The sequence below is a fragment of the Oscillibacter sp. genome (assembly GCF_040505565.1).
In the GTDB taxonomy this organism is placed as follows: Bacteria; Bacillota; Clostridia; order Oscillospirales; family Oscillospiraceae; genus Oscillibacter.
Genome location: NZ_JBEUWZ010000026.1, coordinates 37,181 through 57,557, shown reverse-complemented (window position 1 = coordinate 57,557; position 20,377 = coordinate 37,181). Strand labels below are relative to the sequence as shown.

Sequence of the window (20,377 nt, the reverse complement as noted above, 5' to 3'; positions counted from 1 at the left end):
GACAGGTAGCGCCAACACAGAGCGGACAGTTTTTTGACTGTCCGCTCTGTACTTTGCAAAAACTAGTATTTTGCCGCTGTCTTACTAATTTTCTGTAGCCCTCTTTTTCACTGCACGGCTATTATAGTTGTGCATAAATTAAGTTCACGTTTTGCGCTGAGCGGCGCGGGGAGGAGACGCTGATGCGGTATGGGACCGTCCTTTCCGGTCATTTTGTGGAGCGGCCAAATCGCTTCATTGCGCTGGTAGATACGGCGGGAGGCCGCCAGGTATGCCACGTGAAAAACACAGGTCGCTGTCGGGAACTGCTGGTACACGGAGCAACGGTATATCTGGAACGGGCTGAGAACCCCGACAGAAAAACAGCCTATGATTTGATTGCCGTGGAAAAAGGGAATCTTCTCATCAACATGGATGCTCAGGCACCTAACTGCGTCTTCCGGGAATGGGCGGCTGCGGGTGGCTTTGTGCCGGATATAACTGCCGTTAGGCCGGAGTATGTTTATGGCGCGTCCCGCATTGACTTTTGTCTGGAAACAGCACGGGGGTTGCATTTGGTGGAGGTCAAGGGGGTAACACTAGAGGAAAACGGTCACGCCCAATTTCCAGACGCGCCCACCGAACGGGGCGTCAGGCACATCCACGAGCTGCAGACTGCGGTTGGGCAGGGACTGGAGGCTACCCTTTTTTTTGTGGTACAGATGGAGGGCATGGAAGATGTGGCGCCCAACGACGCGACACACCCTGCTTTCGGCGCGGCGCTGCGGGCAGCGGTGGCCTCGGGCGTGCATGTGCGGGCATATGACTGCGCGGTGACACCGGACAGCGTGGTAATCCGGCGGGAAATTCCCGTGATTTTATAATTTTCAGGATAGGAGCAAACTTCTTTGGGACTATTTGAACTTTTTCTGATTGGCGTGGGGCTGTCCATGGACGCTTTCGCCGTGGCGATCTGTCAGGGACTGTGCATGCGAAAATTCAACTGGCGATATGCATTTGTGATTGCCCTTTTTTTCGGCGGGTTTCAGGCGCTGATGCCATTTTTTGGCTGGCTTCTGGGGTCTCGGTTTGCCGGATACATCCAAAGTGTGGATCACTGGGTGGCTTTTGTGCTACTGCTGGCAATCGGCGGGAATATGGTGAGGGAGAGTTTGGGGAAAGAAGAGGAGACAAAGTGTGCTGTGGATCAGCGCATTGACCTGAAGCGCTTGACGGTGCTGGCGGTGGCCACCAGCATTGATGCGCTGGCGGTGGGCGTGACCTTTGCGTTTCTGAATGTGGAGATCGTTCCGGCTGTCTCCATTATCGGAAGCATCACGTTTATATTGTCTTTGATTGGCGTGGCGGTTGGAAATCTTTTTGGAACGCGCTACAAGCGCCGCGCGGAACTTACCGGAGGCGTCATCCTGATTTTACTGGGCACAAAGATATTGCTGGAGCATCTGGGGTTCCTGGCCTGAGTGCATAATGAGAATACGGGAGTAGGAGTGCTTGAATTGCGCCTGCTCCGGTATTTTTTTTTGCCCTGCGTTCATATCCTCCGTTCAGAAGGGGGGAGTGGCATGGATTGTCTGTGGTCGATGCTTGGCGGTATGGTTCTATTTCTGTTCGGAATGACGCTGCTGGGAGAGCACTTGCGGGAGCTGAGCGGCGGGCGGGCGGAACGGGCGCTGCGCCGCGTGACGGACAGCCGTCAGCGTGGAGCACTGCTGGGGTTTGCCGTGACGGCAGTGGTCCAGTCCTCGTCCGCAGTCACGGTGCTGGCGGTGTCCCTGGCGGACGCGGAAATTCTTACCCTCCGGCAGATCGTGCCAGTGATGATTGGAAGCAACGTGGGGACCACCGCCACGGCATGGCTTCTGTGCCTTCGCACGGGGGCCTCTGCTTCCGCCTCGGCACTGACGGTAGCGGCGGCGTGTGTGGGCTTGTTGCTCTACCTGCTGGTGCCGAAACGCCGGGCCTGGGGTGGGCTACTGCTGGGCCTGTATCTATTGCTGACCGGGATGGAGCGGATGGCTGCCTCGGCCGCACCGCTGGCGGAGACGGCAACATTCCATCGTTTGATGGTGTTGGCGATTCATCCGCTGCCGGCTGTGTTGGTGGGAACGGCGGTCACCGGCGTTCTTCAGAGCTCCAGTGCCGCCATTGGACTTTTGCAGGCCTTCTCTGCCACGGGGACGGTGCCCTGGAGTGTGGGTGTGCCGCTGGTACTGGGCGGAAATATCGGCACCTGTGTTACGGTGCTGCTGGCTTCCATCGGCGGCGGGCCTAACGCGAAGCGTGCGGCTTTGGCTCACCTACGGTTCAATCTGCTGGGGACGGCGGTGCTTCTGCCGCTGTGGCTGAGCTTTGGTGTGAAATTTAGAAACCGTCCCATCGGCCCGATGGAAATTGCCGCCGTCCACACGGCGTTCAATCTGCTCTCCGCAGCGATGCTCCTGCCGCTTTCCGACTATCTGACGGGCGCTTTTCTGTTTCCTACGCGGAGCAAGCAAACCTGACCGGCTGCAGGGGAGAATCAAAAATGCCGTGCGTGACCAAATTGGTCCCGCACGGCGCGGATGTTACTATAACGAAAGATCTGGTTCTTAGAAAATACCCTGAGCCATCATGGCGTCAGCCACTCTCTGGAAGCCCGCGATGTTGGCACCGGCCACCAAGTCATAGCCCAAGCCGTAGCGCTCAGCGACTTCGACGGAAGAGGCGTAGATGTTCTTCATGATGCCGTGCAGCTTCTTATCCACTTCCTCTGCGGTCCAGTACAGACGCTCGGCGTTCTGAGCCATCTCCAACTCGGAGACGGAGACGCCGCCGGCATTGACAGCCTTGGAGGGAGCAACCACCATGTGCTTCTGCTTCTTCAGGAACTCCAGAGCGTCGTTGGTGGTGGGCATATTGGCGACTTCAATATAATACTTCACACCGGACTCGGCAATCTTCTTGGCCCACTCCATGTTGACGTCGTTCTGGGTGGCGGCGGGCATGATGATATCCACGTCCTTGTGGCCCCAGTGCTTGGTGCCGGCGACGAACTCGCAGCCGAACTTGTCAGCGTAGGGCTTGCAGTGCATGGGATCCTTCTCGCGCATCTCAAGGATGAAATTCAACTTCTCCTCGGTGGTGATGCCGTCGGGATCGTGGACATAGCCATCGGGGCCAGCCATATAGGTGACCTTGGCGCCGAGCTCTGCGGCCTTCTTCATGATGCCCCAGCCCACATTGCCGTAACCGGAGACGCCGATGCGTTTATCCTTGATGTCCTCACCGTCGTGCTTGAGCACTTCGCACAGATAATAGACAGCACCGTAGCCGGTGGCCTCGGGACGGAGAATAGAACCGCCGGTAGCGACAGACTTGCCGCTCAGAGCGCCAAACTCGGAGGCACCCACCAGACGGCGATACTGGCCGTACAGATAATTGATCTCACGGCCACCGCAGCCCAGATCTCCAGCGGGGCAGTCGATATCCTGACCAATGTGACGATACAGCTCGGTCATAAAGGCCTGGCAGAAGCGCATGACCTCGCCGTCGCTGCGACCGCGGGGATCGAAGTCGGAACCACCCTTGGCGCCGCCGATGGGCAGACCGGTCAGAGCGTCCTTGTAAACCTGCTCAAAGCCCAGAAACTTGATGATAGAGAGGTTAACGGAGGGATCAAAGCGCAGACCGCCCTTGTAGGGGCCGAGCGCTCCGTTATACTGTACGCGGTAGCCGCGGTTGACCTGATAGTTGCCCTTATCGTCCAGCCAAGTAACGCGGAACTCCACGGTGCGCTCGGGTTCGACCATCCGCTCCAGTAGGCAGGCTTTCTCATATTCGGGATGCGCGTCAATCACAGGCTCCAAAGAGGTCAGAACCTCCTCCACTGTCTGCAGGAACTCAGGCTCGTTGGCATTTTTGGCCTTCACATTTTCGAGCACCTTAGCGAGGTATGCATTCATTAAAAACTTCCTCCTTCATTTTTATACAACGGTTTTTTTGTACAAATTAACCAAAGCTTCCATTTGTCACTAAGGGCATTCTAGCACTTCTTATGCATAGAAGCAAGCCTACATTTCTTCATACGGGCTATTTTCTTTTGGTATAACGAAAAAATCAATGCAGGTTTTTGTGCATTTCACCATAAAAAATGCAAGATTTACGTCTTTTAGCGGAAGATTGTCTTTTCTGGATTGACATTTTTCCATGAAATTATATAATATAAATGTTTGGGAAGTAACGACAAATTAGAAATTTGACTGTTTTTTTGGAGGCGTTTTGACATGCGGCACACTTATAAGACGACGATTGCGGGGCTGGAACGAGAACTGCCCATCTGCAAGGTGACTGACGATCTGTATATTGGGGCGTTCATCTGCTTTGGCGACGCGGAGATCACCGTCGCCTGCGCCCGGGAGCTCCTGAAGCTGGTTCCCGCAGCCGACTATGATTATATGCTTACGGCTGAGGCTAAGAGCATCCCCCTGATCCATGAGATGGCCCGCCAGTCCGGCGCAGGCAGATATTTTATTGCCCGCAAGGGCCCCAAGGCATATATGCCAGACCCCATCCATGTGGAGGACCAGTCGATTACAACCAGCGGGACGCAGAAGCTATATCTGGGCCGGGACGACGCGGAACTGATTGGGGGAAGGCGGGTACTCCTGGTGGACGATGTGATCTCCACGGGCGGGTCCATGCAGGCAATGGAGGCACTGGTGGCATTGGCCGGAGGAACCGTGGCGGGCCGCATCGCGGTTTTTGCCGAGGGGGACGCCCAAAAACGGGACGACATCAAATATCTGGCTCCGCTGCCGCTGTTCAACGCCGATGGAACGGTCTTAAAATGAAAAAGAGGGCGATGGTAGGCGCGAGCCAATAGGAACATAAACGGAACTGTGGGTATTTAGCAAAGGCAGACAGCAAATTTGCTGTCTGCCTTTGCCTGTTAAACAGTCCCGCTCTTCGGCTTCAATGCGCTCGACGAAACTGCAATTTCAATTCAACGCAATGTGTTATGCCGCGGCCACGCCCTGACCGGATAGCCGACGGTTCCGGTTGGCGCTATCCCTGATTGAGGTTGCTCAGCTAGCGGTAGATGATGGCCTGCGAGCAGGGAAGCCGTTTCTGCTCTCGCCGAGCGGATTGCAAGTATGTTGACTGGCAATAACGAAAAGATGCGAGCGGGGGAAGGGCCTGACCAATTCAAAATCATTGACGGATATGAGCGAGAAATCAAGCTGTTGTCAACGACTCCGATATGAACACGGCCGGGCTCAACGTGCCAGCAGCTTCCTCATACCTGCTTCCAAACCGTCCACCGTTAAGGGGAACATGGGAAAAAGCTCAGCAATAGCATCGTAACTGTGGGACCACTCTTCGCCCCAGTTGGGTCGGTCGCTGGGGTTGAGCCAGATAATATGAGGATAACGCTGGCGAAAAAAATGCAGCCAATCAAGCCCACAGCGGGGACCTTCTTCTCCGTGTCCATAGTAGTGGCCCTCCAACTCGCGGAGGTTCATCTGAGCGTCCCCGACAAAGATTACTTTCCATTCTTCTGAGAGATTGGAGATTGCCATGTCGGTGGGAATGGAGTTCCTGGGGTCGATAATGGGATCGTTATACAGTCGAGTGTAAATACAGTTGTGAAAATAGTAGATCTTTAATTCCTTGAAATGTCCAGACTTGCTCACTGCCTGGAACAGCGCGGAACATAGTGAGCTGTAATATTCCATAGAGCCGCCTGAGTCCATCAGCAGCAATATTTTGACTGTGTTTTCCCGAGGGCGCTTGTAGCGCACCTTTAACATACCGCCCTGCTGGGCGGTGACCTGAATGGTATCGTCTACATCAAACTGGGTACGAGGGAGATCCACCAACCCGGAGAATTGCCGCAGCTTCCGCAGGGCCACCTGGAACTGTCGAATATCCAGGGTGCTATCCTCACGAAAGTCCCGGAATCTTCGCTCTCCGGCCACGCGGAAAGCGCGCTTGTACATACCCTGACTGCCTACTCGGATTCCCTTGGGGCTCATGCCCGTGTTTCCATAAATTGACATGCCATGGGTACCGATCCAATAATTACCGCAGTTATGCTGCTCCCGCTGCTCGTTTTTCCGTTCCTGAAAAAGTGCCTCGATCTCAGTGCGGCGGAGCTGATCGTTCAGCTCTGCCTGCTGCTCGTCATATTCCCCCGTGGGGGAATTGGGCTTTTCAAGCCAGTCCAATAGTTCTTGAGACAGCTCCTGATGGAAAGGGACATCTTTGAAGTAGTCCAGAAAGCAGCGGTCAAAGCAGTCAAAGTCGGCCTCGTTCTTCACCAGCAGACAGCGGCACAGGTAATAAAATCCGGTAAAGTTGGAGTTGTGCAGTCCCTTATCCAGGGCCTCCATCAGACTCACCCACTCGGTGAGCGAGACCTTCAGACCTCTTTTTCGCAGCAGGTAAAGAAACTCCTCGAACATACTTCACCGCCAGTTGTGCCGCAGAGCGTCCATGTCCTCGTTTTTTTTCAGAACAACACCCAGGTAGGGAACCTCACTAACAATTCGGTCGGGGTCCACACCCTCGTGAATCAGCGCCTGGATCCAGTCGATAATTTCGCTGGTAGAGGGTTTCTTCTTGATCTGAGGTAGCTTACGGATCTTGTAAAAGGCCTCAATCACCTGATCGAGCAGCTTCTCGTTGATAAGAGGGAAGTGAACCCGGACAATTTGAGCCATCAGCTCCTTGTCGGGGAATTCGATATAGTGGAACACACACCGGCGCAGGAAGGCGTCGGGCAGTTCCTTTTCAGCATTGGAGGTGATGATTACTACAGGGCGGTGATTGGCCTTGACGATGCGCCCTGTCTCCGGAATATAAAACTCCATGCGGTCCAACTCCCAAAGCAGGTCATTGGGAAACTCCAAATCCGCCTTGTCAATTTCATCGATCAGCAAAATCACTTGCTCCTGATCGGTGAATGCCTCTCCCAGCTTACCAAGTTTGACGTATTTTTCAATGTGATTGACTCCTTCACCGCCAAACTGGCTGTCGTACAGCCGCTGGACCACATCGTAAACATACAGTCCGTCCTGCGCCTTGGTGGTGGACTTGATGTTCCAGATAATCAATTTTTTCTTCAGAGTGGTGGCAATGGCCTCGGCCAACATGGTTTTGCCCGTGCCCGGTTCTCCCTTGATCAGCAGCGGCTTCTGGAGTACCATGGCAATGTTTACCGCGCGCATCAGTTCTTCCGAGGCCACATAATTCTGACTTCCCTTAAATTCGTCCATCTTAATAGTCCCTTTCCGGTCAATATAGAAAATGCCACCACGGAAGGTTTTGGCGCCTTTCGTGGTGGCATTGAATCAAATGGCCCCATCAGCTTGTTCTGCGGTGCGAACTTGAATTCAGTTGGCTCATGTCCCGTTTATCGTTGGCGCAGCAAAACAGCCAACACGGTACAGCCGTTTATTCCTCGTCCATACCCTCTTTGAAGAAGTCGCCGAACAGCTCTTTGTTGGAGGGCATATCCTCGGCCAGAGGACGAGCCACCCAAGTGGTGTTCATATAATGCTTGAGTGCAATGTTCTCAGAGACGATGTTGCCGCCCCAAGTGCCGCAGCCCATGGAAGACGTGGGGGGCATGCCGTTGGTAGAGGAGCCGGAGTTGCCGCGGTTGTTGGGCTGACGCACCATGATGCGGGAGACCGGAGCAGCCATGCCCAGACGATGGATGTGCTCATCGTTCCAGGAGTAGATGCCGCAGGAATGGCCCTTGCCTCCGACTTCAAAAATAGCGCGCATCATATCCAGAGCGTTTTCAAACTCGCCTTCGTACTTAAACAGAGACAGCAGAGTGGTCAGCTTCTCGCTGGAGAAATAATGCTCCTTGCCGATGTCATTCTTGCCACCGCCGGTGACAGCAATGAACTTACGGTCATCGGGGATAGTGAAGCCGGCAGCCTCAGCCAGCTTCTGGGGGCTGATAGCCACGGTGTTGGGCAGACGGTGACCGATCTCGTCCCACATAACGGCCTTGAGCTTCTCGGCCTCTTCCTCGTTGGCCAGATAGGCGCCTTCCTTGACAAGAGCTGCGACGAAGCCATCATAAACAGACTCATGGATCAACAGGTTGCCGTCGCAGGAGCAGCCGGAGCCAAAGTCGGAGCACTTGGAGATGCGGGAGTTCATTGCGGCCTCAGCCTGACGCTCGGGGGTGTTGGCGGTTTCGTCGATGATGACGGTGGCGTTACCGGCTCCGGAGCCGTAAGCGGGAGTGCCGGAGGAGTAGGCGGACTTAACCATCGGACGGCCACCGGTTGCAATCACAAGATTGACCTTCTTCATCAATTCCTGAGTCAGGGCGATGGAAGGCTCAGCAATACCCTGAATGATATCGGCGGGGGCACCCTCGCGAACCAGTGTCTCACGAATAACGTTGATGCACTTGTTAGTCACATTCTTCGCACGGGGATGGGGAGAGCAGATCAGAACGTCGCGGGCCTTTATGGCATAAACCACCTGACCGGCAGGCGTCAGGCAGGGATTGGTGGTGGGAACCAGAGTGGCGATCACGCCTACGGGCTTGGCATATTTCACCAGGCCTTTCTCGGGAATCTCCTCGATAATGCCAACGCTCTTCTGACGCAGGCAGTCACGCAGAATCAACTTGACCTTGTTGCGTTTGTTGCGCTTAGTAACCTTATCGCCCAGTCTGGTCTCGTCCACGGCCTCATCGCACATGGGCCCCCAGAACTTCATATCGCACACAGCTGCGGCGACAGCCTGACAAAGACGGTCAACCCGCTCCTGATCGTATGTGGCGATGATGTCGGCAGCAGCTTTGGCACGGGCTACCATTTCATCGAGCATCTGGATCTGTTCCGCAGTTACTTCTTTAGACATAATCACATTCTCCTTTTGGTTATATTAAAATTTCATGGGAAGGAATTCTTATGATTTATCTTAGCCCGTCTGCATCGCTGTGTCCAATACCAACTTTCTTTTTCGTTTATAGAAAGAGACTATGAGGAATCAGAGGAACAACAAAGCAGAAGCGCATAATGCACAAAAATGCGCAGTATCTTTATTTGTTTTGACGAGTTGCTTCTATGTTATAATAAGAAAAAACCCGACACATATTAAAAGGACATCGGCAGGGGTGAAGATTTGGAGAGAGACGAATGACACTGCTTCAGCTGCAATACTTTAAGACATTGGCACGGGTGCTTCACTATACGCATGCGGCCAAAGAACTGCATATTGCTCAACCCAGTTTAAGCTATTCCATCAGTGAGTTGGAAAAAGAGCTGGATGTTAAACTGTTCAACAAGCAAAATCGCACGGTCAGTCTGACCATGTACGGCGAGCAATTCCTGCCCTATGTGGAAAAGGCGCTGGCCTTGCTGAACGAGGGAGCGGATGTGCTGCACCAGATGGCGGGGACTGCCCTGCAGGTGGTGAACCTGGGGTATTTCCACTCCATCTCGTCCTCGCTTATCCCATCTATAATGGCCGAAGTATACAGCCAGGAGGAAAATCGGGGGATTCGTTTTCAGTTTATTGAAGCGCCCTCCTTCGATATCTATACGCAATTGAAGAATGGCGAGTTGGACCTGGCCTTTTGCTTGCATCTGGATGAAAGCATTGAATCGGTGATGATTATGCGTCAGCCGCTCTATTTGGCGGTACCCGCTAACCACCCCCTGGCGGGGCGGGACAGCGTCACCTTCGACCAGTTTGCACGGGAGCCAATGGTCATGTTGGACAAGCCCAGCAACTTGCGCACACTGGTGGATCAAGAGTTTTCCAAGCGGGGGGTGATCCCCAGTGTTGTATTCGAGGTGCGGGAGTGCAATGCTGCACTGCAGTATGTGGCGCTGCGATTTGGAGTATCCATTCTGCCCCGGGTGCCGGCCATGGAAAACGGGAAGGTGTCGGTTATTCCCATTGAAGATTCGGAGCAGGCGTTTGTGCGGACGGTCTACCTCTCCTGGTCGAAAAATCTGCCGCTCTCGCCGGCTGCGCAGCGGGTAAAGCAATATATCCTTGAGCATTATGCTACTCCGCCGGCTCCGAGACCCACGGGGGCCGAATAATCACTGCTTTGAAAAATGTGGCGGGACGGGTATCTGTGAGATACGGTCCCGCCACATTTTTGCGAGCAAGGCGTCAGTTACTTAGCGTTGTGGGATTTGGAGTGGCTGGGGGCCACATAGCACCCGTTTTCCTTGCGGACCAGTTTGCCGTCCCGGACCAGTCCAGTGGGACTGTATATATCGTTGATGTTCCAGCAGCCGGGAGTTGGCACGACGATGTTCTCCATGGGGGCCTCCACCAGGAAGGGCCTGCCGGCCTTGTTGGCGGCCAGAGCCTGCTCCAGGGCACCCTTGAATTCATCAGCGGTGCCGACACAAACGGACTCTACGCCATAAGCCTTGGCTACATCGGCCCAGCGGGGGCTGTACGCATTTCCGTCTGGGGTTTGGAACACAGTTCCAAATTTGGTCTTATAATTGGCGTTCTCCAATCCGGCGATGGTGCCGAAAGCGGAGTTATTCATTACCACCCAGGTGCAGGCGATACCCTGCTCCACGGCGGTAGCCAGACAGGTGGGATTTACACCAAAGCCGCCGTCGCCGGTAAGGGTCAGGCAGATGCGGTCGGGAGCGGCCAGCTTGCCGCCCAGGACGGCAGAAGCGCCGAAGCCCATGGTGGCCAAGCCGGAGGAGTGATGGATGCTGCCGGGAACGGTGATGTCAAACTGCTGCGCCACACCATTCTTGTTCCAGCCCACATCGGTGAAGATGAGGCTGTCCTCGGGAAATACCGCTTCGACGTCCTTCAGGATGCGCTGCGGGGTCATGGGGAAACGGCTGTCGTTGGAGATAGCCTCGTTGGATTTCTTAAACGCGGCCTTGGCGACAGCGATCTTTTCCCGCAACTCGGGGTGGCTCTTTCCCTGAGGGCAGAGCTTTTTGACCTCTTCCAAAATCTGGGCCAGACCCAGCTTCAAATCGCCCACCGCGCCGATTTCCACAGGATAATTGCGGCCTATTTCAGAGGGATCAATGTCAATCTGGAGGAAGGTGGTCTTGTCGGGGTCGAAGGTGACGCCCTGATACCAGCTGGAGCTGTCCGCTTCGGCAAAGCGTGTGCCTAAACCCAGAATCACATCGGCGTTGACCGTGAGAGAGTGGGTGAATTCCATGCCCCAGAAGCCGGTCTGACCGATCATCAGAGGGTGACGGTCGGACAGGCAGCCCTGTCCCATCAGAGTGCGGGAGACGGGAATGTCCAGGAACTCGGCCAGCGCAGCCAGCTCGTCAGAGGCCTGGGCCAGCAGAATGCCGCCGCCTGCATGAAGAACTGGGTTCTTCGCCTCAACCAGCTTGGCGGCGATAGCCTTGGCAGCGGCCGGGTCCAGCGCGGGACGCATGGTGATGTGGCTATCCTTGTAGGTTCTGGACCACAGATCATCATCGATTTCCCGAGAAAACATGTCCATGGGCATATCAATGAGCACCGGGCCCGGGCGGCCGGACTCCGCCAACCGGAATGCCTTGTCCATGATATCGGGCAGTGCCTCGGGATCGTCCACCCGCCAAGCACGCTTGACCACGGGCTCCAAAATCTTATACTGGGTGGCGTCGCCGTGCATGTTGACCTCTTGATGGGGATGCTTGCCGAAGTAGTAGCTGGGCACGTCGCCCGCGATGACCACCATGGGGATAGAGTCAAAGGCGGCATTTGCCACGCCGGTCAGTACGTTGGTCAGACCGGGCCCCAGGTGACACATAACTACGGAAGCCTTGTGGGTGACACGGGCGTAGCCGTCCGCGGCAGTAGAGGCCACAGACTCATGGCGGTTGGAGACGTAAGTCACCTTTGTGCTGCGGGACAAAGCATCCAGCATTCCGATGACCGTGTGTCCGCACAGGCCGAACACATATTTCACGTCTCTGCGCTCCAGGTAATCTACCATCAGTTCGGATACTAATTTTTTGCTCATTGTTGCTGCCTCCTAAAGATCCGGCGCTCTGCTGGGCAGAGCCGGGTTTAATAAACGAAATATTAGACCGCCGGGTCAAACGCGCACTTCCACAGTTCAGACAAGGCTTGGGCCGTTGCGGGCTCGGAATTGATCAAACACCTTGCCGCTGCGGATAATAAAATCCCGAAAGTATTCAGCCGCAGGGGGAATATATCGGTCTTTACACCACATCAGGTACAAATCCCGCTGAGGGATGTTGTCAGAAATGGGGAGAATCTTGATGTTATAAGGCGCGCCGCCCAGAGGATAGGGGGTAATGGCTACCCCGTGATTTGCGGCCACAAGACCGTACATGACGATATCCTGCGGCGTCTCAGCCAAAATATTGGGATGGATATTCAGGGACTCAAACATCTCGCGGTTTTGATAGTGCAGCTGCGAGGTGCTGTCAAAATCAATGAAAGATTCCTGGTCCAGATCCTTCAGACTCGCGCTCTCACACCTGGCCAATCGGTGCGCAAAGGGAACCAGCAGGACCAATGGATGGGTGCCCAGCTTCACGTGCTCCACCCGGGGGTCGTCAATCCAGGTGGCAAAGGCCAAGTCTGTTTTTCCGGACAGCAGACGATCCTGAATGGTATAGAAGCTGTCCTGAGAAAATTGAAAGCGAACGCCCACTCGGTTAGTCTCAGACAGATAGCGGACAATAAGATCTGGCAGAAACTGAGCCAGAGAGGGGAAGCCCGACAGAGTCACTGTGCCGGAGTTGGGGTTAATATACTCCTGCAGAGTGGAGATTCCTGTCTCCAAAGATTCCAGGGTTTTTTGAACATGGGGGAGGAACAGCTCACCATATTTCGTCAGCTTGACGTTACGCCCGTTTCGCGTAAATAATTTCACATTCAGTTCCGCCTCCAGTTCCTGAATGGCGTGGCTGAGAGTGGACTGGCTGACATACAGCTTTTCCGCTGCCTGGGTGTAGTGTTCTAACTCTGCGATGGTCTGAAAGTACTGCAACTGTTTTAGGTTCATGGCTGTCGCTCCTTCCGCAATAAAACGGGATCGGTGATCCTCTCCTGCTATTATCGCTTACGGACAGCAATTTGTCAGGTACTTTTAAAAAATTTTATAACTTATTTGCAACCTGTCGACTGGATTCCCGGGTGCTCAGAACCACATCGACGGAGATCAGCAGCAGTCCGATAAAAAAGGTGGGCCGAAATTGCTCCCCCAAAAATAGTGCGCCCAGCAGCGCTGAAAAAGTGGGCTGCAGGGGGTAAAACAGCGAGCAAGTACTGGCAGGAAGGAGGGACAGGCACTTCGTCCAGGTAAACTGGGACAGGCCTGAGCCAATCAACCCTAAGTACAGCACCACAGCCACAGCCTTGGGGGAAATGACGACTGACTGATGAAGGGCACTGAAGATCCCGGCCGGAATGTGAAAGATCAGGCTGATTGCCATACTGTACGTTGTGACCAGAATGGCCGGATAGCTCGCTGTAAGGCGGCGCATATACACCGAGGCTGTTCCCCAACACAATACGGAGATCAGCACCACGGCAATGCCCAACAGATCACTCTGACCGCCTGCGCCGCTGGTGACGACTGCGGTTCCCGCCAGTGCCAAGATAAGACAGAGAACCTTAGCCCGTGTGATCCGCTCCTTGAGAATCAAGGCAGCCATCACTGTAACTGATACCGGGGTCAGCGAGTTGATCAGGGAGGCCATGGAAGCGCCGGTCAGGGAGATTCCCAACTGAATCAGCGAGATTGTAAGGAAATAGCCTAGGAAGCCCACCAAAATAAAATATTTCCAATCCTTCGGGGCAATTTTTGTGCTAAGATGTCCGCGGGCCATCAGAAGCAAGGGAGCCATCGCCACCGTACACCGAAGGCAAGCCAATAACTGAGGTGGGATATCCTTGGCTATCATTTTCCCGGCAACATACACACTTCCCCAAAAGAAGAAGGTGAGCAGCAACGGGAAAAAAGCCCGGTTGTTTGGTGCAGAATCCATGGAGGGACTCCTTCCTGTGCTATGAAATGAGCGGCCGGGCCGTCGCCGCCAAAAGGCGCCAGCCCGGCCACATCATGCAAGAATGTATGCTATCCCAAATCAGCCCGCTGCCAAAGCGCTCTGAAGGGTGGTACCCAGGCCGCCAACGTCGCCGTCGATTTTGGTGTACAGATCCTTCACGCCCTGGAGATTCAAAACTTCATCAAAGAAAGAGTTATCATACTGGATAATGGTCATGCCGGCCTTCTCCAGAGCAGCCTTATTGTCGGTGTCGATCTTAGCCAGCTGGGGACGCATCTCGCTCAAAGCCTCGGACACAGCCTGGTCCAGAGCAGCCTGATAAGCGGGATCCAGAGAATCATAGGCGTCCTTGTTGATGCAAATCTGGTTAACATACAGGATGTGGTTGGTGCAGGCCAGATACTTCTGAACCTCATTGAAGTTGTTGCCCACGATGGTGTCGGCAGCATTTTCCTCCGCATCCACAGCACCGCTCTGCAAGGCAAAATACAGCTCGGAGAAGGCCAGGGGAGTAGGCTCAGCACCAATGGCGGTCCAGAAAGCCATGTGGTTGTTATTTTCCATGGTACGGATCTGCAGCCCCTTAAAGGAAGCCAAATCCTTTAGATCCTTGTTGGCGGTGGTCAGACGATAGGTAGCGTTCTGCAGGAAGCCCAGCAGATGGAAGCCGGCGGTTTCATAGGCGTCGGATATCTGCGTCTTGAACTGAGAGTCGGAGCCATTGAGCACCTTGTCAATGGTATCGCCGTCGTACTTGGAGAAGACCATGGGGAGGTCAAAAACCGCCATCTGGGGAACAAAGGAGACCACAGGAGCGGTCTGGCAGACTACGAGCTGGATGTCGTTGCTCTGCATCTGGCGAAGCAGGTCGGCATCGCCGCCCAAGTCGCCGTTGGGATGGTAATCGATGGTCAGCTTATCGCCGGTTATTTCAGCCACTTTGGAAGCCACCAGTTGACCAAAGAGCTGGCCGGCAGCACCCTTGCCTGTGGAGTCGGCACCCACCAGTTCCACGGGATCCAGTTTGGCGTAGGGATCATCGGTACCCTGAGAGGTGGAAGCGGAGCCGGAGGTGGAAGCGGAGCCAGCAGCGGGCTTGCTGCCACAGGATGCTAAGGACAGTGCCATTGCCAGGGACAGGAACAGAGCTGTAAACTTTTTCATTGATTTTTCCTCCTTCTTTTAATCCAATGCGCTTTATATTTTGTCCCCCGCCTCCGAAAGCCGGAGGCGGGGAGGGACAAACAAAACGGGACGATCAGAGCATGTTTACCAGGGCTACGCTGAACCAGGGAATATAGGTAATCAAGGCCAGGGCAATCAGAAACGCAATGATAAAGGGGACGGCTCTCCGTGCCACGGCCATAGGGGGTTCCTCCGACAGGTTGCCAGCCACAAACAGATCCAGTCCGAAGGGAGGCGTGGCAAGGCCGATAGACAGGCAGCACACCAGAATTACACCGAAGTGGACCGGATCCACGCCCAGCTTTTGCACAGCGGGCAGCAGTACGGGAGCCAGAATGATAATGGCGGGGCCGGTGTCCATGACCATACCCAGAATCAGGAAGATCAGAACCAGAACGGAGAGTACCGTGAAACTGGAGTGGAAGTTGTTCAGAATAAAGCTCTCCACGACCTTGGTGGCTTTCGTCAGAGACAGTACGCGTCCAAAGGCAGTGGCAAAGGCCAGAACAAAAGCCAGACCGCCGTAAGTCTTGACGGAACTGCACAGGAAAGGAATCAGATCTTTAAACTGAATGGATTTGTAAATAAACAAAGAGACAATCAGCGCGTAAAATACGGAAACGCAAGCAGCCTCGGTGGGGGTGAACTTGCCAGTGTAGATACCGCCCAGAACGATGACAGGGCACAGAAGCGCCCAGAAACTATCCAGAAACAGCTTCCCCAAGCCCTGGCCTTTCAGTTCGGTCATCTTCTGGTCAATCAGTGTCCGATCCTCACCCTTGCGTATGCAGTAATAAACGGCATAGGCCATCAGGAAAAGGCCGATCAGAATGCCGGGGAACACGCCGCCAAGAAACAGGTCGCCGGTGGAGACGCCGGTGGCCAAAGAATAGAGCACAAAGGGAATGGAGGGCGGGATGATGACGCCCAGGCCGCCGGCTACGGCAACCAATCCGGCACTCCACCGGCGCTCATAGCCCAGACTGACCATGAAGGGGATGCACATGGAACCCACGGCGGCGGTGGTGGCCGGTCCGGAGCCGGAGATGGCTCCGTAGAACAGGCAGGTCAGAATCACCGCGCAGGGGACGCCGCCGGGAAGGCGGCCCACAAAATAGGCAAAGAAGTTGAAGAGCTTTTTGGAGATGCCGCCCTCAGCCATGATGACGCCGCCCAGAATAAACAGAGGGACCGCCAGAATGGGGGTGGAGTTGGCACCGGAGAATGCGTTATTCAGCAGCTGAACAATGGATCCGCCCTTGTCCATCAGAAGGATGGGAGCGGCGGAGCCCAGGATCATGCTGATACCGATGGGGACGGAGACCGCAATGGCCACCAGGAACACGATAAATACCAATAATGCTGCCATTATTCGTTCTCCCCTTCCTCACCCTTGGCCATCGCGGCCTCTTCGGCTGCGTCCTTTATGGTTTGCTCCAGGGTGGTCAGTTCTTTTTCGTGGAAGTGAATCATATGGATGATCGCCTGCTGCAAGCCGCGGACGGTTCCAAGTGCGAAGCCGATGAGCATGACGATATATACAATCCACATGGGCCACAGCATAGCTGGAGAAGCTTCGCCGCTTTTCAGCACGTCTTTGAGAACCGACACGGAGTACACGGTCAGAAGACCCATAGAGGCGGTGACAATCAGGTCCACCAAGATATTAACGACCTTGCGAAGGGTTCCGGGTACCAGATCCAGCAGCACGCTGACACGGAGCATACTGCCCTTTCGGATGGTGTAAGGAAGGGAGAGGAACACGCTCCAGATCCAGCAGAAGCGGCAGAATTCTTCCGCCCACTGCAACGCGGCGAGCTGCGGGATATTTCGGATGATGACCTGAATCAGACTGACGCTGAAAATCACCACCAGCAGAATAACCAGAAGGGATTCTTCAAAGTGGTCATCCAGCCATTTGATTGCTTTCATTTTCTACCTCCTTGTAATTTAAAGGAATTACTGTCTCTGCTCGGCCAGGATGGCCAGCAGCTCCAGACGCATGGCCTCCACAGGCGCCTTTTGCCCAGTCCACAGCTCAATCTGCGCGGCACCCTGATGGAGCGACATGCCAAGGCCGTTGAGAACCCGGCAGCCTTTTTCCTCAGCGTTGAGCAAGAACTGTGTTTTGTCTGGATTGTAGCAGGCGTCAAAATAGAACTGGCTGGGCTGAATGTACTCGGGGGGCATCGGAGATTGCCCAACGGTAGCTCCCATACCAATGCCGCTGGCGTTCAGCACCACATCGCAGGCAGCCAGCTTGGACAGGTCTCCATAATGCACAAATTCGGCCACCGGGGCAAAACTCTCATTGATGTCTGCGGTCAGCGATTTGGCACAGGGTTCAAAGGCATCGGTGATATAAATTTTCCGAGCCCCGTAGTGGGCAAGGACGGAACACATGGCCCGTCCGGCGCCGCCGCCGCCGAAGCAGAAGAACACGGACTGATCTACCTCAATGCCGCCATCTTGGGTAAGCGATGTGTAAAAGCCTATGCCGTCGGTGTTGTAACCAATCAGCTTGCCTTCCGGTGTCTTGACCACCGTATTGCTGGCGCCCATCTTTCGGCACAGGGGATCTAGCTCGTCGAGGTAACGCAGTACACGAACCTTGTTGGGTTTTGTAACGGCGAAACCGGCAAAATTCATGTACCGCAGTCCGCCTACAATTTCACCCAGATGCTCCTTGTCCGCCTCGGTATAAAAGTAGAGCATGTTCAGACCGGCAGCTTCATAACCGGCGTTCTGCATCCGAGCGGCAAAGGACTGACCCAGAGGCGTACCAATCAGCGTAACCATTTTCGTGTTAATATCGATTTTCATACAGCAACCTCGTTTCCATATTTCAGATAAGCGGTTACAGACCGTGCTGAAGGCAATATGCCTTGGCAGTATCCAAACAGCGGGCCGCATGTCCGGCTGCGCCCAGCTCTGCAATGCGCTTGATATTGGGCAGTTCAATGGAACAGGGATTGTCAGGTAGCGCCTTCAGCAGCCCTGCCAGATCTACCGCACCCTCGCCACAGTAGGCGCGGCCCTCTCGGACAACCTGCATGAACTCAGTGTTAATCTCCTTGGGGCAGTCACACAGGTGAATTAGGCCGAACCGTTCCGGTTCCAGCGCACGGATGTCTTCCGGTGTGACTTTGCCCCAATAAACATAGATCATGTCCATCAGAATCTTGAGGTTCGGAGCATTTACCTTGTCCTGAATTTTCACCGTATCGGCTAAGGTGGTCAGTCCGGAGACGATTGGAAATTCAAGGTTGATGGTCAACCCAAACTCGTTTGCCTGCTCACAGATCATACCCAGACGGTCAACTGCGAAGGCGTACTCCTGCGTCCAAACGCTGGACAGTACTTGGGTCGCACCCAGCTTGGCGCCCTGTTCAAAAGCTCCACGGTAGTCGGAAGGAAGATCTTCCCGAATACGAACCAGCTCGATGTCCAGCAGCTTCATACCCGTTTCCCGGAGCTTGTCACGAATGGCGCAAGCCAAATCCGGATCCCGTTCCAGGCAGACGGGAGGTTCACCTGGAAGCCCCATGGGGATAGTCCGCAAACTGACATAATCGAAACCTGCATCTTTGGCTAAGGCAATCTGATCCACGGGATTAATCCCCGGAACCGTAAGATATGCCAACGAAAATTGCTTCATTATGGACTCCTTTCATGTGCGCTTGGCAATATTGCTAATTTCTGTTTGGATACAGCCAGATTTTATATTGAAACTATCAATCTAGTCTAATACTTATTTTCTATTTATTAATCGATAATTTTCATAATAACAGTTGATTTGTTTGTTTTATTTTGCCTATTGCTTAAAATTTTGCATAAGCTAATTGTCGCATATTCCAAAATATTGGGTTTTAACAAGTACCATTTTTAATGTATCCTTTGCGTGAGAGTAAAAAGGTGAGCTTGTGGATTCAATATTATTGCCTTGATAAAGGAAATCTATGTGATGATAAAAAAAATGTATTGGAATCTTTGACTCGTCTCCCTTAATATAAAGAAAAAAGTAAAGCTAGGAGGGATAAATCATGAAATTACCGTCATCAGTGGCTCTGTGCGAGGTTGGATTGCGGGACGGTTTGCAAAACGAAAAGGTACTGCTCTCCACTCAGAAAAAGCTGGAGCTGTTGCGCGGCCTGATCGATGCCGGCTTCCGTGTAATCGAGGTTGGCTCCTTCATGCACCCCAAGGCGGTTCCTCAAATGGCAGATACCGACGAGGTATACCGGCTGATTGGGGATGTGCCGGGTGTGGAACTCCGTGCACTGATTCCGAACCTGCGTGGAGTGCAGCGTGCAGTGGATTGCGGCTGCAAAAAGGTCAAGCTTAATGTCTCTGCCAGTCGGCAGCATAATCTGAAAAATCTGAATATGACCCCCGAGGAGAGCGTCGCTGGATTTGCATCCTGCGTTCAGGCCGCCGGGGAACATGGAATCGAAATTTCCGGTTCTATATCTATGCCCTTCGCCTCCCCCTGGGAGGGACGCATTCCTCAGGAGGATGTGGATGCTATCATTGAAGCCTACTTGAAGGTCGGAATTACCGAGATTTCGCTGTCAGACGCATCCGGCATGGCGGTTCCCAACCAAGTCTACGATATGTGCGCCCATGTGCGGGAGACGTATCCGCAGGCCTCTTGGTGGCTGCATTTCCACAATACCCGCGGGCTGGCCATGGCCAATATTATGGCCGCCATGGAGGCTGGGATGACTCAGTTTGACAGCTCCTTCGGCGGGCTGGGCGGCTGTCCCTTTGTCCCCGGTGCTGCCGGCAATATTTCCACCGAGGACGTGCTCCATATGTGTGAGGAGTCCGGAGTTGCCACGGGAATTGACATCGTCAAGGTGATTGCTCTTTCTCGCCAGCTGAAGCAACTGCTGGGGCATGACACAGATAGTTATATCCTGCGAGCGGGCCGTTCCCGTGATCTGATCCAGGCGAGCAACGGCTAAAGCGACCTTTTCGGCAGAATAGTCGATTCATTTGCGCTTTAATTTTGCTTGTAAGAGGCGGCATGGCCCGAAGGTCATGCCGCCTTAATTTAGTGTGTATGGTGAGGGCACCTGCCAAACCATACAGCAAATACCCAAAGACATGATTTTTGGACACTCAAGTATTATAGTGAAATTTCCTTGCTAGGTCCCCATGCTGTCACTTCCTTGGAATAGTATTATAACAAA

General features: G+C 54.0%; 18 protein-coding genes. 6 read left to right on the top strand and 12 right to left on the bottom strand.

Annotated features, from left to right (window positions below):
* Positions 1-182: 182 nt before the first annotated feature.
* The 3 genes from sfsA to ABWQ15_RS13875 all read left to right on the top strand — a co-directional run bounded on the left by sfsA (position 183) and on the right by ABWQ15_RS13875 (position 2,501).
* A complete protein-coding gene (sfsA, locus tag ABWQ15_RS13885; RefSeq protein WP_353909375.1) occupies positions 183-863 on the top strand; it encodes a DNA/RNA nuclease SfsA in 681 nt (226 codons plus the stop codon).
* Positions 864-929: 66 nt separating this feature from the next.
* The gene (locus tag ABWQ15_RS13880; RefSeq protein ID WP_353909377.1) at positions 930-1,460 is read left to right on the top strand and encodes a manganese efflux pump MntP; all 531 of its coding nucleotides are present in this window, start codon (positions 930-932) and stop codon (positions 1,458-1,460) included.
* 102 nt (positions 1,461-1,562) lie between these two features.
* Complete coding sequence (locus ABWQ15_RS13875; RefSeq protein ID WP_353909374.1) at positions 1,563-2,501, top strand: Na/Pi cotransporter family protein; 939 nt, start codon at positions 1,563-1,565, stop codon at positions 2,499-2,501.
* 87 nt (positions 2,502-2,588) lie between these two features.
* Here ABWQ15_RS13875 and gdhA read toward each other — a convergent pair whose 3' ends face one another.
* Complete coding sequence (gene gdhA / locus ABWQ15_RS13870) at positions 2,589-3,941, bottom strand: NADP-specific glutamate dehydrogenase (RefSeq protein ID WP_353909373.1); 1,353 nt, start codon at positions 3,939-3,941, stop codon at positions 2,589-2,591.
* Between the two features lie 321 nt (positions 3,942-4,262).
* On the opposite strand from gdhA, the gene ABWQ15_RS13865 reads away from it, so the two are divergent.
* On the top strand, positions 4,263-4,829 hold the full coding sequence (locus ABWQ15_RS13865; protein ID WP_353909372.1) for a phosphoribosyltransferase family protein: 567 nt from the start codon (positions 4,263-4,265) through the stop codon (positions 4,827-4,829).
* A 426-nt stretch (positions 4,830-5,255) separates the two neighbouring features.
* On the opposite strand, the gene ABWQ15_RS13860 is transcribed toward ABWQ15_RS13865, so the two are convergent.
* The 3 genes from ABWQ15_RS13860 to ABWQ15_RS13850 all read right to left on the bottom strand — a co-directional run bounded on the left by ABWQ15_RS13860 (position 5,256) and on the right by ABWQ15_RS13850 (position 8,871).
* Complete coding sequence (locus ABWQ15_RS13860; RefSeq protein WP_353909371.1) at positions 5,256-6,443, bottom strand: vWA domain-containing protein; 1,188 nt, start codon at positions 6,441-6,443, stop codon at positions 5,256-5,258.
* A gap of 3 nt (positions 6,444-6,446) precedes the next feature.
* Positions 6,447-7,256: an AAA family ATPase gene (locus ABWQ15_RS13855; RefSeq protein WP_353909370.1), complete on the bottom strand. Its 810-nt coding sequence runs from the start codon at positions 7,254-7,256 to the stop codon at positions 6,447-6,449.
* 178 nt (positions 7,257-7,434) lie between these two features.
* On the bottom strand, positions 7,435-8,871 hold the full coding sequence (locus tag ABWQ15_RS13850; RefSeq protein ID WP_353909369.1) for an aldehyde dehydrogenase family protein: 1,437 nt from the start codon (positions 8,869-8,871) through the stop codon (positions 7,435-7,437).
* Between the two features lie 278 nt (positions 8,872-9,149).
* Between ABWQ15_RS13850 and ABWQ15_RS13845 the strand changes: the two genes are divergently transcribed.
* A complete protein-coding gene (locus ABWQ15_RS13845) occupies positions 9,150-10,064 on the top strand; it encodes a LysR family transcriptional regulator (protein ID WP_353909368.1) in 915 nt (304 codons plus the stop codon).
* Positions 10,065-10,141: 77 nt separating this feature from the next.
* Here the strand turns inward: ABWQ15_RS13845 and ABWQ15_RS13840 are convergent, their stop codons facing one another.
* From ABWQ15_RS13840 to ABWQ15_RS13805, 8 genes are all read right to left on the bottom strand, one after another.
* Positions 10,142-11,977 carry a thiamine pyrophosphate-binding protein gene (locus ABWQ15_RS13840; RefSeq protein ID WP_353909367.1) on the bottom strand — a complete coding sequence of 612 codons (1,836 nt, stop codon included), beginning with the start codon at positions 11,975-11,977 and terminating at the stop codon, positions 10,142-10,144.
* 96 nt (positions 11,978-12,073) lie between these two features.
* Positions 12,074-12,991 carry a LysR family transcriptional regulator gene (locus ABWQ15_RS13835; protein WP_353909366.1) on the bottom strand — a complete coding sequence of 306 codons (918 nt, stop codon included), beginning with the start codon at positions 12,989-12,991 and terminating at the stop codon, positions 12,074-12,076.
* Between the two features lie 94 nt (positions 12,992-13,085).
* Positions 13,086-13,976 carry a DMT family transporter gene (locus ABWQ15_RS13830; protein ID WP_353909365.1) on the bottom strand — a complete coding sequence of 297 codons (891 nt, stop codon included), beginning with the start codon at positions 13,974-13,976 and terminating at the stop codon, positions 13,086-13,088.
* A gap of 99 nt (positions 13,977-14,075) precedes the next feature.
* Positions 14,076-15,161 carry a TRAP transporter substrate-binding protein gene (locus ABWQ15_RS13825; RefSeq protein ID WP_353909364.1) on the bottom strand — a complete coding sequence of 362 codons (1,086 nt, stop codon included), beginning with the start codon at positions 15,159-15,161 and terminating at the stop codon, positions 14,076-14,078.
* A gap of 94 nt (positions 15,162-15,255) precedes the next feature.
* Positions 15,256-16,551: a TRAP transporter large permease gene (locus tag ABWQ15_RS13820; RefSeq protein ID WP_353909363.1), complete on the bottom strand. Its 1,296-nt coding sequence runs from the start codon at positions 16,549-16,551 to the stop codon at positions 15,256-15,258.
* The gene (locus ABWQ15_RS13815) at positions 16,551-17,114 is read right to left on the bottom strand and encodes a TRAP transporter small permease (protein WP_353909362.1); all 564 of its coding nucleotides are present in this window, start codon (positions 17,112-17,114) and stop codon (positions 16,551-16,553) included. Before ABWQ15_RS13815 ends, ABWQ15_RS13820 begins: the two co-directional genes overlap by 1 nt.
* 27 nt (positions 17,115-17,141) lie before the next feature.
* Positions 17,142-18,005, bottom strand: a complete 864-nt coding sequence (locus ABWQ15_RS13810; protein ID WP_353909361.1) for a shikimate dehydrogenase family protein — start codon at positions 18,003-18,005, stop codon at positions 17,142-17,144.
* A 34-nt stretch (positions 18,006-18,039) separates the two neighbouring features.
* Complete coding sequence (locus ABWQ15_RS13805; RefSeq protein WP_353909360.1) at positions 18,040-18,840, bottom strand: sugar phosphate isomerase/epimerase family protein; 801 nt, start codon at positions 18,838-18,840, stop codon at positions 18,040-18,042.
* A 385-nt stretch (positions 18,841-19,225) separates the two neighbouring features.
* On the opposite strand from ABWQ15_RS13805, the gene ABWQ15_RS13800 reads away from it, so the two are divergent.
* Complete coding sequence (locus ABWQ15_RS13800) at positions 19,226-20,149, top strand: hydroxymethylglutaryl-CoA lyase (RefSeq protein ID WP_353909359.1); 924 nt, start codon at positions 19,226-19,228, stop codon at positions 20,147-20,149.
* Positions 20,150-20,377: the final 228 nt, after the last annotated feature.

What these genes read in the sequence shown, in the direction of transcription:
- ABWQ15_RS13825 (WP_353909364.1), bottom strand. Translation starts at nt 15,161, where the DNA reads ATGAAAAAGTTTACAGCTCTGTTCCTGTCCCTGGCAATGGCACTGTCC.
- ABWQ15_RS13855 (WP_353909370.1), bottom strand. Translation starts at nt 7,256, where the DNA reads ATGGACGAATTTAAGGGAAGTCAGAATTATGTGGCCTCGGAAGAACTG.
- sfsA (WP_353909375.1), top strand. Translation starts at nt 183, where the DNA reads ATGCGGTATGGGACCGTCCTTTCCGGTCATTTTGTGGAGCGGCCAAAT.
- ABWQ15_RS13835 (WP_353909366.1), bottom strand. Translation starts at nt 12,991, where the DNA reads ATGAACCTAAAACAGTTGCAGTACTTTCAGACCATCGCAGAGTTAGAA.
- ABWQ15_RS13850 (WP_353909369.1), bottom strand. Translation starts at nt 8,871, where the DNA reads ATGTCTAAAGAAGTAACTGCGGAACAGATCCAGATGCTCGATGAAATG.
- ABWQ15_RS13845 (WP_353909368.1), top strand. Translation starts at nt 9,150, where the DNA reads ATGACACTGCTTCAGCTGCAATACTTTAAGACATTGGCACGGGTGCTT.
- ABWQ15_RS13880 (WP_353909377.1), top strand. Translation starts at nt 930, where the DNA reads ATGGACGCTTTCGCCGTGGCGATCTGTCAGGGACTGTGCATGCGAAAA.
- ABWQ15_RS13810 (WP_353909361.1), bottom strand. Translation starts at nt 18,005, where the DNA reads ATGAAAATCGATATTAACACGAAAATGGTTACGCTGATTGGTACGCCT.
- ABWQ15_RS13830 (WP_353909365.1), bottom strand. Translation starts at nt 13,976, where the DNA reads ATGGATTCTGCACCAAACAACCGGGCTTTTTTCCCGTTGCTGCTCACC.
- ABWQ15_RS13840 (WP_353909367.1), bottom strand. Translation starts at nt 11,977, where the DNA reads ATGAGCAAAAAATTAGTATCCGAACTGATGGTAGATTACCTGGAGCGC.
- ABWQ15_RS13860 (WP_353909371.1), bottom strand. Translation starts at nt 6,443, where the DNA reads ATGTTCGAGGAGTTTCTTTACCTGCTGCGAAAAAGAGGTCTGAAGGTC.
- ABWQ15_RS13805 (WP_353909360.1), bottom strand. Translation starts at nt 18,840, where the DNA reads ATGAAGCAATTTTCGTTGGCATATCTTACGGTTCCGGGGATTAATCCC.
- ABWQ15_RS13815 (WP_353909362.1), bottom strand. Translation starts at nt 17,114, where the DNA reads ATGAAAGCAATCAAATGGCTGGATGACCACTTTGAAGAATCCCTTCTG.
- ABWQ15_RS13865 (WP_353909372.1), top strand. Translation starts at nt 4,263, where the DNA reads ATGCGGCACACTTATAAGACGACGATTGCGGGGCTGGAACGAGAACTG.
- ABWQ15_RS13800 (WP_353909359.1), top strand. Translation starts at nt 19,226, where the DNA reads ATGAAATTACCGTCATCAGTGGCTCTGTGCGAGGTTGGATTGCGGGAC.
- ABWQ15_RS13820 (WP_353909363.1), bottom strand. Translation starts at nt 16,551, where the DNA reads ATGGCAGCATTATTGGTATTTATCGTGTTCCTGGTGGCCATTGCGGTC.
- ABWQ15_RS13875 (WP_353909374.1), top strand. Translation starts at nt 1,563, where the DNA reads ATGGATTGTCTGTGGTCGATGCTTGGCGGTATGGTTCTATTTCTGTTC.
- gdhA (WP_353909373.1), bottom strand. Translation starts at nt 3,941, where the DNA reads ATGAATGCATACCTCGCTAAGGTGCTCGAAAATGTGAAGGCCAAAAAT.